The sequence below is a fragment of the Pseudomonas brassicacearum subsp. neoaurantiaca genome (assembly GCF_013608025.1).
Classification (GTDB): domain Bacteria; phylum Pseudomonadota; class Gammaproteobacteria; order Pseudomonadales; family Pseudomonadaceae; genus Aquipseudomonas.
The window spans coordinates 263627-277774 of the sequence record NZ_VDLV01000008.1; the positions used below are offsets into that span (position 1 = coordinate 263627).

At 60.7% G+C, this 14148-nt stretch carries 11 protein-coding genes and 2 tRNA genes; 4 read left to right on the forward strand and 9 right to left on the reverse strand.

Annotated features, from left to right (window positions below):
* Positions 1-3 precede the first annotated feature (3 nt).
* The 7 genes from dnaB to rnr form a co-directional block, all read right to left on the reverse strand.
* The gene (dnaB, locus tag FHK92_RS06630; RefSeq protein ID WP_027911801.1) at positions 4-1401 is read right to left on the reverse strand and encodes a replicative DNA helicase; all 1398 of its coding nucleotides are present in this window, start codon (positions 1399-1401) and stop codon (positions 4-6) included.
* Positions 1402-1518: 117 nt separating this feature from the next.
* Positions 1519-1965: a 50S ribosomal protein L9 gene (rplI, locus tag FHK92_RS06635; protein ID WP_003186385.1), complete on the reverse strand. Its 447-nt coding sequence runs from the start codon at positions 1963-1965 to the stop codon at positions 1519-1521.
* Positions 1966-1983: 18 nt separating this feature from the next.
* Positions 1984-2877, reverse strand: a complete 894-nt coding sequence (locus FHK92_RS06640) for a hypothetical protein (protein WP_181287385.1) — start codon at positions 2875-2877, stop codon at positions 1984-1986.
* Positions 2878-2913: 36 nt separating this feature from the next.
* Positions 2914-3144, reverse strand: coding sequence for a 30S ribosomal protein S18 (rpsR, locus tag FHK92_RS06645; RefSeq protein ID WP_002551829.1), 231 nt, complete (start codon positions 3142-3144; stop codon positions 2914-2916).
* 28 nt (positions 3145-3172) lie between these two features.
* Positions 3173-3601 (reverse strand): 30S ribosomal protein S6, encoded by a 429-nt coding sequence (gene rpsF / locus FHK92_RS06650; protein WP_003186395.1) that lies wholly within the window; start codon positions 3599-3601, stop codon positions 3173-3175.
* A gap of 304 nt (positions 3602-3905) precedes the next feature.
* Entirely contained in the window at positions 3906-4667 is a 762-nt protein-coding gene (gene rlmB / locus FHK92_RS06655) for a 23S rRNA (guanosine(2251)-2'-O)-methyltransferase RlmB (RefSeq protein WP_030140153.1), read from the reverse strand.
* On the reverse strand, positions 4664-7300 hold the full coding sequence (rnr, locus tag FHK92_RS06660) for a ribonuclease R (protein ID WP_181287386.1): 2637 nt from the start codon (positions 7298-7300) through the stop codon (positions 4664-4666). The genes rlmB and rnr overlap by 4 nt, the downstream gene beginning before the upstream one ends.
* A 226-nt stretch (positions 7301-7526) precedes the next feature.
* Here rnr and FHK92_RS06665 point away from each other — a divergent pair.
* The 4 genes from FHK92_RS06665 (at position 7527) to FHK92_RS06680 (ending at position 10629) form a co-directional block, all read left to right on the forward strand.
* Positions 7527-7613 (forward strand) — tRNA-Leu (locus FHK92_RS06665).
* Positions 7614-7790: 177 nt separating this feature from the next.
* Positions 7791-7877 (forward strand) — tRNA-Leu (locus FHK92_RS06670).
* A 179-nt stretch (positions 7878-8056) separates the two neighbouring features.
* Positions 8057-9067 carry an extracellular solute-binding protein gene (locus FHK92_RS06675; RefSeq protein ID WP_181287387.1) on the forward strand — a complete coding sequence of 337 codons (1011 nt, stop codon included), beginning with the start codon at positions 8057-8059 and terminating at the stop codon, positions 9065-9067.
* On the forward strand, positions 9067-10629 hold the full coding sequence (locus tag FHK92_RS06680) for an ABC transporter permease (RefSeq protein WP_181287388.1): 1563 nt from the start codon (positions 9067-9069) through the stop codon (positions 10627-10629). Before FHK92_RS06675 ends, FHK92_RS06680 begins: the two co-directional genes overlap by 1 nt.
* Before the next feature lie 87 nt (positions 10630-10716).
* On the opposite strand, the gene FHK92_RS06685 is transcribed toward FHK92_RS06680, so the two are convergent.
* Together FHK92_RS06685 and FHK92_RS06690 are read right to left on the reverse strand one after the other, a co-directional pair.
* Positions 10717-12651 (reverse strand): methyl-accepting chemotaxis protein, encoded by a 1935-nt coding sequence (locus FHK92_RS06685; protein WP_181287389.1) that lies wholly within the window; start codon positions 12649-12651, stop codon positions 10717-10719.
* Positions 12652-12801: 150 nt separating this feature from the next.
* Entirely contained in the window at positions 12802-14094 is a 1293-nt protein-coding gene (locus tag FHK92_RS06690; RefSeq protein WP_003197240.1) for an adenylosuccinate synthase, read from the reverse strand.
* Positions 14095-14148: the final 54 nt, after the last annotated feature.

Sequence of the window (14148 nt, forward strand, 5' to 3'; positions counted from 1 at the left end):
CGATTATTCGTCGTCATCAAAATTGTAGCTACCCGGCGCCAGGTTTTCGAAACGCGTGTATTTGCCGATGAACGCCAGGCGGATAAAGCCGATCGGGCCGTTCCGCTGCTTGCCGATGATGATTTCGGCGATGCCCTTGTGCTCGGTCTCCGGGTGATACACCTCGTCCCGGTAGACGAACATGATCACGTCGGCGTCCTGCTCGATCGCTCCGGATTCCCGCAAGTCGGAGTTCACCGGACGCTTGTTGGGGCGCTGTTCCAGGGAGCGGTTCAACTGGGACAAGGCCACGACGGGGCAGTTGAATTCCTTGGCCAGGGCCTTGAGGGAACGGGATATCTCGGAAATCTCGTTGGTCCGGTTGTCACCGCTGGAACCGGGGATCTGCATCAACTGCAGGTAGTCGATCATGATCAGCGCGATGTCACCGTGCTCGCGCACCAGGCGCCGGGTCCGGGCGCGCATTTCCGATGGGCTGATGCCCGCCGTATCGTCGATGAACAACTTGCGATCATTGAGCAGGTTGACCGCCGAGGTGAGGCGCGGCCAGTCGTCGTCTTCCAGTTGGCCGGAACGGACCTTGGTCTGGTCAATACGCCCCAGGGACGACAACATACGCATGATCAGCGATTCGCCTGGCATCTCGAGGGAGTACACCAGGACTGCCTTGTCGCTGCGCAGGACGGCGTTTTCCACCAGGTTCATCGCAAAGGTGGTCTTACCCATGGATGGACGGCCGGCGACGATGATCAGGTCGGACGGTTGCAGGCCGCTGGTCTTCTCGTCGAGGTCGGTATAGCCGGTGGACAGGCCGGTAATGGCGTTGTCGGTGTTGAACAAGGTGTCGATGCGGTCGATGGCCTTGGTCAGCAGGTCGTTGACGCTCACCGGGCCGCCGGTCTTCGGCCGCGCCTCGGCGATCTGGAAGATCTGCCGCTCGGCTTCGTCGAGGATCTCGGCGGCGGTGCGACCTTCCGGGTTGAATGCGCTGTCGGCGATCTCGGTGCTGATGCCGATCAACTGGCGCAAGGTCGCCCGCTCGCGCACGATCTGCGCATAAGCCTTGATGTTGGCGACCGACGGCGTGTTTTTTGCCAGTTCACCCAAGTAACCGAGGCCGCCGACCTGGGACGTCTGCCCTTCCTTGTCCAATTGCTCGGCCAGGGTCACGACGTCGATCGGCATGTTCTGATCGGCCAGACGGGCGATCGCACGGAAAATCAGACGATGGTCATGCCGGTAGAAATCGCCATCGGAGACTTGATCGAGCACACGTTCCCAGGCGTTGTTGTCCAGCATCAGCCCGCCGAGTACAGCCTGTTCGGCCTCGATGGAATGTGGGGGCACCTTCAGGGCAGCGGTTTGCAGATCGTATTGCTCGGGGGCGGTGATTTCGTTCATGGCCACGTCTGGTTATGAAAATCAGGAATTGCAGAAAGACAAAGGGCACGACCTGTAGACAGGATCGTGCCCGATGTTACCGGCAAGCACCCGGGGGTGCCAACCGACAGGTGTTGCTTAGGCTGCTACCACGACAACGCGTACGGTGGCTTCAACTTCGGCGTGCAGGTGCACGGCTACGTCGAATTCGCCTACGTTGCGGATGGTGCCGTTCGGCAGACGAACTTCGCTTTTCGCCACTTCAACGCCGGAGGCGGTCAGTGCGTCAGCGATGTCGTGGGTACCGATCGAACCGAACAGCTTGCCTTCGTCGCCAGCGGTGGCAGTGATGGTCACTTCCAGCTCGGCCAGTTGGGCAGCACGGCTTTCAGCCGATGCCTTACGGTCTGCGGCGGCTTTTTCCAGCTCAGCGCGACGCTCTTCGAACGCAGCCAGGTTGGCAGCGGTCGCAGCGGTGGCTTTGCCGAAAGGCAGCAGGTAGTTACGACCGTAGCCGGCCTTAACGTTTACTTTGTCGCCCAGGTTGCCCAGGTTGGCGATTTTTTCCAGAAGGATCAGTTGCATGTGAAAATCCTCTAACTTTTAACCTTCACCGTTCGCGCTGTCGGCGTCTTTCGGCGCCATACGACCGCGAAAATCAATCAGGCTGTCGACGATGGCCAGGACCACCAGCAACGGATAGATCAGCTGCATGAACAGCAACAACGTGACGTACAACCCCACCAGCCAGAACCTGGCCAGCCGCTTTTGCGCCACCAGCCCGTGAATCAGGGCCAGCGCGGCAAAGACCAGCGGTACACTGCACAACGGCGTGAGCATCGCCATCTGCGGACCGAAGTTCGGCCCCAGAAGCATGCCCGCCAACAGCAACATCGCTAGCCCAAGCGGGAAGCGGATGGCGCGAAACTCGCGACCAAAACCACCCGGGTTGTACAACAACGCCTGCCAGTAGCGCCCGATAACCAGGCTCAGCACACTGACGATCTGCAACAAGGCCGCAATCAGTCCGGTCAGGACGGGGGCGATCAGGGACGCGAAACGCGCCTGCTCTTCTACCGACATCTGTTGGTAGAGATCACCGAGCGCCTCGGGCAGGATTTTTATCAAAGCCTGCGACAGCATCTCGATCTGGGGTTCGAAAGCCACCCCGAGCACCACTGAAAACACCACGCCTGTCGCTATGCTGACCAGCAGCACGCGGTTCCAGGATTCGCTGGCGCGCAACACCAACGCCAGCGCCGAAGTCCCCAGCAGCACCATGACGGCACGCGGGTCAGCGGCATACAACCACCAGGCCAAGGCCGGCAGCAGTCCCAGAGCAAGAACGCCCAAGGCGTCCCTCAATCCGCGCCGCAGGAGTACAAGACCCACCGCGGCAGCACCCAACCAATACAACAACGGCAATGCCGCACATCCGGCCACTACCAGAGTGGCCTGCACACGTCCCCGCATGATGAAGTCAGCTAAGGCGCGCATGCATTCAATCCCTTACTACTTGTCGACTGCCCGGTCTCAGCGGCCGTGGCTGTCGGTGTAGGCCAGCAGGGCCAGGAAGCGGGCGCGCTTGATAGCGGTGGCCAGCTGACGCTGATAACGAGCTTTGGTACCGGTGATGCGGCTTGGAACGATTTTGCCGGTCTCGGATACGTAGGCTTTCAGGGTGTTGAGATCTTTGTAATCGATCTCTTTCACGTCTTCAGCGGTGAAGCGGCAGAATTTACGACGACGGAAGAAACGTGCCATGTGATTGGCTCCTTAAAAGGTCCGTGGATTACTCGTCAGCGTTATCGCTGTTGTCGCTGTCGCTATCGCTGTCATCGCCATCGGCGCTGTCAGAGTGCTCAGGACGGTCGCGACGCTCACGGCGCTCACTGCGGTTTTCTTCAGCCTTGAGCATCTCGGATTGGCCAGTAACGGCTTCTTCGCGACGGATGACCAGGTTACGGATCACTGCATCGTTGTAGCGGAAGTTGTCTTCCAGCTCGGCCAGGGCCTTGCCAGTGCACTCAACGTTCAGCATCACGTAGTGAGCCTTGTGAACATTGTTGATTGCGTAGGCCAGTTGACGACGGCCCCAATCTTCCAGACGGTGGATTTTGCCGCCGTCTTCTTCGATCAGCTTGGTGTAACGCTCAACCATGCCGCCGACTTGCTCGCTTTGATCCGGGTGGACCAAAAAGATGATTTCGTAATGACGCATGAATGCTCCTTACGGGTTGTAGCCTGCCGCTCAAAAACGGTCAGACAAGGAGTGAATGACACTTATGGACTTGAGGACGCTAGACACATAAGTGCCTGCCATCACAGCAAGGGGCGCAATTGTAGAGAAGGGTCGAGGGCGGCGCAAGGCAATTGGTGATTATTTGAACAGCCACCGATTTCAGTTACACGCAAACCAATGTGGGAGCGAGCTTGCTCGCGATAGCGGCGCGCCAGTCGACATTGCTGTCACTGATACACCGCCATCGCGAGCAAGCTCGCCCCCACAAGGGATTACTGCAACATCAGGGCTTTTTGGCGGCAGCCTTGGCACCACGCTGGCGCAGCGCCTCGAACAGGCACACACCAGTGGCGACCGAAACGTTGAGGCTGCTGACACTGCCGGCCATCGGCAGCTTGACCAGGTAATCGCAATGCTCGCGAGTCAGGCGACGCATGCCCTTGCCTTCGGCACCCATGATCAGGATGGTCGGACCGGTCAGGTCCTGGTCATAAATGCTGACCTCAGCCTCGCCCGCCGTGCCCACAACCCACAAGCCGCGCTGCTGGAGTTTCTCCAGGGTGCGCGCCAGGTTAGTCACCGCTACCAGCGGAATGACTTCCGCCGCGCCACAGGCGACTTTGCGCACAACCGGCGTCAATGTCGCTGACTTGTCCTTGGGCACGATCACCGCCAATGCACCGGCGGCATCCGCCGAACGCAGACAAGCGCCCAGGTTGTGAGGATCGGTCACGCCATCCAGCACCAGCAACAACGGCGCGCCTTCAGTGCGATCCAAGAGCTCGTCGAGCATCGCTTCGCCCCAGACCTGGCTCGGGCTGACCTCGGCCACCACACCCTGGTGCACGCCTTCGACCCAGGCATCCATCTCGCGCCGCTCGGCCTGGCCGACCGCAACGCGGTTTTCGCCGGCCAGCTCAACCAGGGTCTGGACGCGCGGATCGCTACGCCCTTCCGCCAGCCAGATCTGCTTGACCCGTTTGGGGTGATGACGCAGCAACGCTTCCACGGCATGCACGCCGTAGATTTTTTCCAACTGACTCATGACTTGGCCTTGGGTTTACGCGCCCCGCCACTCTTGGCAGGGGCCGAGCCCGCTTTCGGCGGGCCTTTACGGTGTTTACTTGGCTTGCTCGACGGTTTTTCCGACCCGTGGGGCTTTCCCCCTGACGCCGCTTTGCCACCGCTCTTGGCTTCATTGAGCAACTGCTGTTTCAGCTCGCGGCTCTTGCGCAGTTCAGCGTTTTTCGCCGCTGCGTCGCTAGGGCGGTAGGCTTCGGGAGCCTTGTCCTTGACGGACGAACGGCGACCGGCCTTGGCTGGTTCAGGCTCTGCGGTTTTTGCAGGAGCACCTTTACCTTTGCCTCTGGATGCAGGCGCTGCGGTCTCGCCGCCACGCTTTTTACGGCCAGTCGGGGCTTCGGCGGGCTTGTCGGACATTGCGAAGTCGATCTTGCGTTCATCGAGGTCGACGCGCATGACCTGCACTTCCACGGTGTCGCCCAGACGGAAGCTGCGACCGGTACGCTCGCCCGCCAGGCGGTGGTGCACCGGGTCGAAGTGATAGTAATCACCCGGCAAGGCAGTGACGTGCACCAAGCCCTCGACGTAGATGTCGGTCAATTCGACAAACAAGCCAAAGCCGGTCACTGCTGTGATCACGCCAGGGAACGATTCGCCCACGCGGTCTTTCATGAACTCGCACTTGAGCCAGTTCACTACGTCGCGGGTGGCTTCGTCGGCACGGCGCTCGCTCATGGAGCACTGCTCGCCCAACTGTTCCAGGGCCGCTTCGTCGTACGGATAGATCCGCGCCTTCGGAATGGTCATCGCACCGGCGCGCTTGACGTGCGGGGTGTTCTGCTTGGAATGGATCACGCTGCGGATCGCGCGGTGCGTGAGCAGGTCCGGGTAACGGCGGATCGGCGAAGTGAAGTGAGTGTACGCCTCGTAATTCAGACCAAAGTGGCCCTGGTTGTCGGCGCTGTATACCGCCTGGCTCAGGGAGCGCAGCATCACGGTCTGGATCACATGGTAATCCGGACGGTCCTTGATGCTGGCCAGCAGTGCCTGGTAGTCCTTCGGCGTCGGGCCGTCCTTGCCTTTGTGCAGGGAAAGGCCGAGCTCACCGAGGAAGGCTCGCAGTTTTTCCAGACGCTCCGGCGGCGGGCCATCGTGCACGCGATACAACGCCGGAATCTCGTGCTTCTTGAGGAATTCAGCGGTGGCCACGTTGGCCGCCAACATGCACTCCTCGATCAGCTTGTGCGCATCGTTACGGGTGGTCGGGGTGATTGCGGCGATCTTGCGCTCGGAACCGAAGACAATCCGGGTTTCCTGGGTTTCGAAATCGATCGCACCACGCACGTGACGGGCCCCCAACAGCACCTTGTACAGCGAGTACAGTTGCTTGAGGTGCGGCACCACGCCAGCGTATTCGGTACGCAGGGCCTTGGCTTCACTGGTCTTCGGTGTTTCCAGGATGGTGCTGACCTTGTTGTAGGTCAGGCGCGCCTGGGAGTGGATCACCGCTTCATAGAACTGGTAGTCGGTCATTTCGCCGGTTTTGGAGATGGTCATCTCGCACACCATGGCCAAACGGTCGACTTTCGGGTTCAGCGAGCACAGGCCGTTGGACAGCTGCTCCGGCAGCATCGGGATGACGCGCTCAGGGAAATATACGGAGTTGCCGCGTACCTGGGCTTCGTTATCCAGGGCCGAACCGATCTTCACGTAGCTGGATACGTCGGCAATCGCGACGAATAACTTCCAGCCGCCGGAGAACAGCCGCAGCTTCCCGGGCTTGGCTTCGCAGTAGACCGCATCGTCGAAATCGCGGGCATCTTCGCCGTCAATGGTGACGAACGGCAGATGGCGCAGGTCGATGCGTTTTTCTTTATCTTTCTCTTCAACTTCCGGCTTGAGCTTGGCGGCTTCCTTGAGCACAGCCTCGGGCCAGACGTGAGGAATGTCGTAGGTGCGCAGCGCAACGTCGATCTCCATGCCCGGCGCCATGTAGTTGCCGACCACTTCAACGATATCGCCCTGTGGCTGGAAGCGCGCTGTTGGCCAGTGGGTGATTTTCACCTCGACGAACTGCCCCACCTTCGCTGCGCCATTACGGCCCGGGGTAATCAGCACTTCCTGCTGGACCTTCGGGTTATCCGGCACAACGAAACCGATGCCGCCTTCCTCGAAATAACGTCCCACGATGGTCTCGTGGGCACGGGATACCACTTCGACGATCACGCCTTCACGGCGTCCGCGTCGGTCCAGGCCGGAAACCCGGGCCAGCGCACGGTCGCCGTCGAACACCAGGCGCATTTGCGCCGGGCTCATGAACAGATCGTCGCTGCCGTCGTCCGGAATCAGGAAACCGAAGCCGTCACGGTGGCCGGCGATACGGCCCAGGATCAGGTCGAGCTTATCGACCGGAGCATAGGTGCCGCGCCGGGTGTAAATGAGTTGAGCATCGCGCTCCATGGCACGCAGGCGGCGGCGCAGGGCTTCGAGCTGGTCCTCGGTGGTCAAGCCGAACTCTTCGACCAACTGCTCACGGCTAGCAGGCGAACCCCGATCGGCGAGATGCGCCAGGATCAGTTCGCGGCTAGGGATAGGGTTTTCATATTTTTCCGCTTCACGAGCGGCCTCGGGATCGAGGGACTGCCAATCGGCCATTAGAGAGTTTTCACCTTGTCTATATGCGGGTTAGTTTGGCATAGGCGTAATGAAACGGGAAATTTCAAGCATCAGATGCCTTTTCTAAAGTCTTTCGACACGCCTTTGAAGCCCCTGATTGCACCGCTCGTGAAATTTAGCGTTTTTTTTGCGCCCAGGGGTTTACAGTTAAAAACACGCTCCGTATAGTGCGCGCCATCGACGACGTAGACACGTTGTCGATATTGCCCAGATGGTGAAATTGGTAGACACGCCAGCTTCAGGTGCTGGTGACCGCAAGGTCGTGGAAGTTCGAGTCTTCTTCTGGGCACCAATTTCGAGCAGCAGATCTACAATCTGCCAGCTTCCAAAAACCCGCGAAAGCGGGTTTTTGCATTTTCGCCCCCCTGCAAATGCGTTTCAGCAATTACTAAAACAAAAACAGGGGTTTACAGATTAAAACGCGCTCCGTATAGTGCGCCCCATCGACAGCGGCAACGCTGAAGATGCTGCCCAGATGGTGAAATTGGTAGACACGCCAGCTTCAGGTGCTGGTGACCGCAAGGTCGTGGAAGTTCGAGTCTTCTTCTGGGCACCAATTCAAGCTTCAAGGTTATACGCCTTGAACCTCACAAAAACCCGCGAAAGCGGGTTTTTGCGTTTCTGGGATTCGAAAATCCCTTGACCACAAGCGCCAGACACGCGGACGCACATGAGAAACAATATCGTTTATCATTGTTACAAGTTTTTGCTACACGACAGTGAGGAACCCCGCGAATGATGTTTCGATCTACCCTGCGCCGCGCCCTGACCTTCACCCTGCTCGGCCTGACCCTCGCAACGCCCCTCACCCAAGCCGCCGACAAGGTGGAGCTGACCCTCTATAACGGCCAACACAAAGAAGTCGGCGACGAACTCGCCAAGGCCTTCGAAGCCAAGACCGGCATTCATGTCAACGTGCGCAAGGGCAGCAGCAACCAGCTCGCCAGCCAAGTCGTCGAAGAAGGCGATCGCTCCCCCGCCGACGTGATCTACACCGAAGAGTCGCCGCCGCTGAACAAACTCGGCGAACAAGGCCTGCTGGCGAAGATCGACGATACAACCCTCAACGTGCTTCCCAAAGACTACGTCGCCAATAACGGCACCTGGATGGGGGTGACTGCTCGCGTTCGCGTGGTCGCCTACAACCCCAAGCTGGTCGATGAAAAAGACCTGCCGAAAACCGTACTCGATTTCGCCCAGCCGCAATGGCAAGGCAAGGTCGGCTTCGTACCGACCAGCGGCGCGTTCCAGGAGCAAGCGGTCGCGATCATCAAATTGCACGGCAAGGAAGCCGCTGAAGAATGGCTCACGGGACTGCGCGCCTTCGGCAAGGTCTACAGCAACAACATGGTCGCCCTCAAGGCTGTAGAGAACGGCGAAGTAGCGACGGTCCTGGTAAACAACTACTACTGGTTCGCTTTGCAGCGAGAAAAGGGTCAGCTCGATTCCAAACTGCATTACTTCACCGGTGGCGATGCCGGCGGCCTAGTCACCGTCTCCAGCGCTGCCGCGCTCAAATCCAGCAAACACCCCAAGGAAGCCCAACAGTTGCTCGCCTACATGGCCAGTGAAGAAGGCCAGCGGGTGATTACCCAGACGTCCGCCGAGTACCCGCTGCACAAGGGCATGACCTCGGATCGCGGCCTCAAGCCATTCAATGAATTGGAGCCACCAAAAGTCACCCCGGCCGACCTCGGCAATGCCGAAGAGGCATTGGAACTGGAACGCGAAGTCGGCCTGAACTGATGGCACCCTCGCTGACCGCCTCTCCCGCCGGGGTCTACGTTCCCCGGCGCAAGCGCCCGTCGATCGGGTTGCTGCTGCCCGTGATGCTGCTCGTACTGCTGAGCCTGCTGCCATTGCTCTACGTCGTTACAAAGGCATGGCAGGCTGGCTGGACAGAAGCATTGCATTTGTTGTGGCGGCCTTATGTATTCGGCTTGCTGCGCAACACATTGATGCTGATGACCGGCGTAACGCTGGCCTGCGGCCTCATCGGTCTGTCACTGGCCTGGCTGCTGGAGCGTAGCAATCTGCCGGGGCGGCGCGTCTGGGGCGTTATCCTGTGCCTGCCATTCGCGGTACCTGCATTTGTCAGCAGCTTTACCTGGGTATCACTCAGCGCGCAGTTCGAGGGACTGGGCGGGGCGATCCTGGTGATGACGCTGTCCAAGTATCCGCTGATCTTTCTTCCCGTGGCCGCAACGCTGCGCAACCTCGATCCGTCCCTTGAAGAGTCCGCCCGCACCTTGGGCCACAACCGCTGGGGCGTGTTTTTTCGCGTCACCCTGCCCTTGCTCTGGCCTTCGCTGCTGGCCGGCTCCCTGCTGATTGCCCTGCACATGCTGGTTGAGTTCGGCGCGCTGTCGATCATCGGCCTGCAGACTTTCACCACAGCCATCTATCAACAGTTCGAGCTGGAGTTCAGCAATGCCAATGCCGCCATGCTGTCAGCGGTGTTGCTGGTGCTGTGCCTGGCGCTGTTATGGCTGGAACTGCGAGCACGCGGCAAGGGCCGCCACGTACGCACCGGCCAAGGCGCGGCGCGCCAGGCCGGACAGGTACGGCTCGGCCCATGGATGCTTCTTGGGCAACTGTATTGCCTGGCCCTGGCGGTCATCGGCAGCGGTATTCCGCTGGGCATGTTGGCGTATTGGCTGGCAGCGGGCACGTCCGCCGCGTTCCCTGCGAGCGAAATTGGCGAAGCGTTATTGTCGTCCCTGGCACTTTCGCTGGGCGGCGCCGCGCTCTGCCTCATGCTGGCCGTGCCGGTCGGGCTGCTGGTGGTGCGTCACAAGGGCCAACTGGCGATATGGGCCGAACGCTTGCCCTACCTGCTGCATGCGCTGCCCGGATTGGTGATCGCCCTGAGCCTGGTGTACTTCGCCCTGCACTACGTGCCGGCGCTGTACCAGACTTCCTGCCTGCTACTGATCGCCTATGCGCTGCTGTTCCTGCCGCTGGCCCAGGCCCCGGTGCGTACCGCGCTGAACAAGGCCGCGCCGCAGCTGGAAGAAGCGGCGCGCACATTGGGAGCATCGTCATTCAGCGCGTTTTGCCGGGTAACCCTGCCAATCATCTTCCCGGCGCTGGGCGCGGCGTTTGCCCTGGTGTTCCTGGACGCGATGAAAGAACTGACCGCCACGCTGTTGCTGAGCCCGACTGGACTCAATACGTTGGCGACAGCGGTTTGGGCGCACACGTCGAACGTGGAATTCGCGGCGGCAGCGCCTTATGCGGCGCTGTTGATTGTGGTGTCGGGGTTGCCGGTGTATTTACTGACGACGCGGATGTATCTGAGCCGTTAAGACCGCTTTCGCGAGCAGGCTCGCTCCCACAGGGATAAGCAATGTGGGAGCGAGCCTGCTCGCGAAGAGGCAGTCATAAGTTTCGAATCAGGCCCTGAACTGCCCCAGGCTAGCTTTCAGCTGCGCCGCCAAGTTATCCAACACCTTGCCACTGGCCGTCGTCTCAACCACCGCCTGGGCCGCTTTCTCGGCCTGGGCATGAATGGTCTCAACCCGACCACGCACCGCTTGGGCGCCTTGGGCCTGATGCGCTGCCGCTTGAGTCGCCAAACCGATGGCCGCATGCACCTGCTCGACCGACGCCTGCACCGACTGCTGCAGCCGCGCACTGTCACGTAAAACCGACAAACCTTCATTGGCCTGCCGCCCGGCCTGGCCAATCGCAGCCACGGCCTCCCGAGCCCCTTGCTGCAAGGCCACGATATGGGCCTGAATGTCGCCGGTTGAACTCTGAGTCTTGCTCGCCAGCGCCCTCACCTCATCCGCCACCACCGCAAACCCGCGCCCGGTCTCCCCGGCACGCGCAGCTTCGATAGCCGCGTTCAAGGCCAGCAGGTTGGTTTGCTCGGCAATGCCGTGGATCACCGTCAGCACCACTTCGATCTGCTCGCTCTGCTGGGCCAGCCGCTCGATGACCTTCGCCCCCGTGTCGACCTGCCCGGCCAGCGCCTCGATCAAGCTGCCGACCTTGGCCGATGTGCGCGTGGTTTCATCAGTGGCCTGACGGATCTCGACCACTTGCTGCAAGGCCGCCTGCATCGCCTGGCTTTCCGACGCCGCCTCATCGGCCATTTGCGACAGCGCTCGCAGGCTCTCGGCCACTTCATCGCGCTGCATGCCGGCCGCCGCGTCGGCACCCGAGTTGCGCAGGGTCATCGCGCCAATTTCCTGACCAGTACGCTGAGCCACATCGCCCGCTTCGCGCACGATGGGTTGTAACTTATCCACAAAGCGATTGACCGCCGAGGCCATGTCGCCAATTTCGTCCTTGCTGCTGATCTGCACGCGCTTGGTCAGATCACCTTCGCCCGCCGCCAGGTCGTTCATCGCGGCGATCAACAGCTTCAAGCGATTGACCACCCGACGCCCCAACACCACGGCGAGCAATACCAACACACCCAACCCCACCAGCGCCAAGCCCAGGCCGATGCGCCAACGCAACGTCCCCGCGGCTTGCTGCACGGTGGCGGCGGTATTGGTCTGCATTTCGGTGGCAGTGGCCTGCGCCGAGCCCAGCCGGCCGCGCATGGCGGCGGCGCTGTCGGCAGCCGCGCCCTTGAGGCTATCGCCCACCAACTGATCGCTGCTGGCAATCAACGCGGAGAAACGCTGGTCCAGAGCCTTCAGGTCGGTTTCCACCGAAGCGGTGGAAACGCCCATCAGCACCTTGCCGATTTCCACCCCGTTGGGGTTGATCGAGGCTTCGAGGTAAAACACCGACGGATCGTTCTTCGCCGCGTCCAGCACCTTGTCCAGCGCCCGTTCGCCCTTGCCCTTTTCCAACAGGGCCTTGTTGATCGGGTTCTCCCGGTTCAGGTAACGGGTCAGGTGTTCCCCGGCCGCGTCGTCATAAATGACGAACAGCACGTTGGGATTGCGCTGGGCCCGACGGGCGAATTCGGACAAGGTCGGCACATCGCTGTCCCACATGGCGCGAGGCGCGACCGAGGCCAGAAGCTGCGCCATATCATTGGCGGAATCGCGCAAGTCTTTTTCCAGGGTCGCACGCAGCTGGGCCTGTTCCTCCTTCAGACGCGAGGACAAACCGGCCGTCAATCGCTGACGAGTACTGGCGGACAGGCTGTCCAGGCTCGACGTGACTTCGCGCCCAGCCTGCTCCAACTCGCCGGCCAGCTTCTGGCTGTCGGACCCCAAGCGTGCGCCCAGGTCGGATTCAAGCGCCGTGACCGTGCTTCGGGTCAGCGCAACGGCGACCAGTACCTGCACCAAAAGGGCGATACCGAGCGTAACGAACACAGGCCGTAACAAACGGCTTTGTAACAGTGAGAGAACGGCCGACACTTGAAATCCCTCTACCAAACGCCATTAATTTGATGGCACTCGTGAAAGCGGTGCCTTAATGGTGAGGCATAGCAAGTGTCGTGCCGTCCGCCAGACAGAAACGACAAAGGGCTCCATAAGGAGCCCTTTGTTATTTACATCAACGACTTATCAGGCAAACGGATGACGCAGGACGATGGTTTCGTTGCGGTCCGGCCCCGTCGAAATAATGTCGATCGGCGCGCCAACCAACTCTTCGACGCGCTTGATGTAGTTGCGCGCGGCCAATGGCAGCTCTTCCAGGGTCTTGGCGCCCACGGTCGACTCGGTCCAGCCCGGCATCTGCTCGTACACCGGCTCCAGGCCGATGTAGCTGTCGGCGTCGGTCGGCGCGTCGATGACGGCGCCGTCCTGGTTCTTGTAGCCCACGCAGATGTTGATGGTTTCCAGGCCGTCCAGCACGTCCAGCTTGGTCAGGCACAGGCCCGAGATGCTGTTGACGTCGATGGCGCGACGCAGGATCACGGCATCGAACCAGCCGCAACGACGAGCGCGACCGGTGGTAGCACCGAACTCGTGGCCACGCTTGGCCAGGAACGCACCGACATCATCGAACAGCTCAGTCGGGAACGGACCCGAACCGACGCGAGTGGTGTAGGCCTTGGTGATGCCCAGGATGTAGTCCAGGTACATCGGGCCGAAACCCGAACCGGTGGCGATGCCGCCGGCAGTGGTGTTGGAGCTGGTGACGTACGGGTAGGTACCGTGGTCGATGTCCAGCAGCGAACCCTGGGCGCCTTCGAACATGATGTCCTTGCCGGCGCGGCGCAGTTCGTGCAGCTCGGCGGTGACGTCGAGCATCATCGGCTTGAGCAGCTCAGCGTATTCCATGCACTCGTCCAGGGTCTTCTGGAAGTCGATGGCCGGCTCTTTGTAGTAATTGACCAGGACAAAGTTGTGGTAGTCCAGCAACTCGCCCAGCTTGGCGGCGAAACGCTCACGGTGGAACAGGTCACCGATGCGCAGGCCACGACGGGCCACTTTGTCTTCGTAGGCCGGGCCGATGCCGCGACCGGTGGTGCCGATCTTCAGCTCGCCACGGGCCTTTTCACGGGCCTGGTCCAGCGCAACGTGATAGGACAGGATCAGCGGGCAGGACGGGCTGATACGCAGGCGCTCGCGCACCGGTACGCCTTTCTCTTCCAGCTTGATGATTTCCCGCAGCAGGGCGTCGGGCGCCACCACCACACCGTTGCCGATCAGGCACTGCACGCCTTCGCGCAGCACGCCCGATGGAATCAGGTGCAGAACGGTTTTTTCACCGTCGATCACCAGGGTGTGACCGGCGTTGTGGCCACCTTGGTAGCGCACTACGGCGGCAGCATGTTCGGTCAGCAGATCAACGATCTTGCCTTTGCCCTCATCACCCCATTGGGTGCCCAGGACTACGACATTCTTACCCATAACACTTGTCCTCATTCGCGCAAACTTGGTGCCGGCTCCAGGCCGGCAGGAAAA

Excerpts from the sequence above, each read along its gene's own strand:
- dnaB (WP_027911801.1), bottom strand. The coding sequence starts at position 1,401 with ATGAACGAAATCACCGCCCCCGAGCAATACGATCTGCAAACCGCTGCC.
- rplI (WP_003186385.1), bottom strand. The coding sequence starts at position 1,965 with ATGCAACTGATCCTTCTGGAAAAAATCGCCAACCTGGGCAACCTGGGC.
- FHK92_RS06640 (WP_181287385.1), bottom strand. The coding sequence starts at position 2,877 with ATGCGCGCCTTAGCTGACTTCATCATGCGGGGACGTGTGCAGGCCACT.
- rpsR (WP_002551829.1), bottom strand. The coding sequence starts at position 3,144 with ATGGCACGTTTCTTCCGTCGTCGTAAATTCTGCCGCTTCACCGCTGAA.
- rpsF (WP_003186395.1), bottom strand. The coding sequence starts at position 3,601 with ATGCGTCATTACGAAATCATCTTTTTGGTCCACCCGGATCAAAGCGAG.
- rlmB (WP_030140153.1), bottom strand. The coding sequence starts at position 4,667 with ATGAGTCAGTTGGAAAAAATCTACGGCGTGCATGCCGTGGAAGCGTTG.
- rnr (WP_181287386.1), bottom strand. The coding sequence starts at position 7,300 with ATGGCCGATTGGCAGTCCCTCGATCCCGAGGCCGCTCGTGAAGCGGAA.
- FHK92_RS06675 (WP_181287387.1), top strand. The coding sequence starts at position 8,057 with ATGATGTTTCGATCTACCCTGCGCCGCGCCCTGACCTTCACCCTGCTC.
- FHK92_RS06680 (WP_181287388.1), top strand. The coding sequence starts at position 9,067 with ATGGCACCCTCGCTGACCGCCTCTCCCGCCGGGGTCTACGTTCCCCGG.
- FHK92_RS06690 (WP_003197240.1), bottom strand. The coding sequence starts at position 14,094 with ATGGGTAAGAATGTCGTAGTCCTGGGCACCCAATGGGGTGATGAGGGC.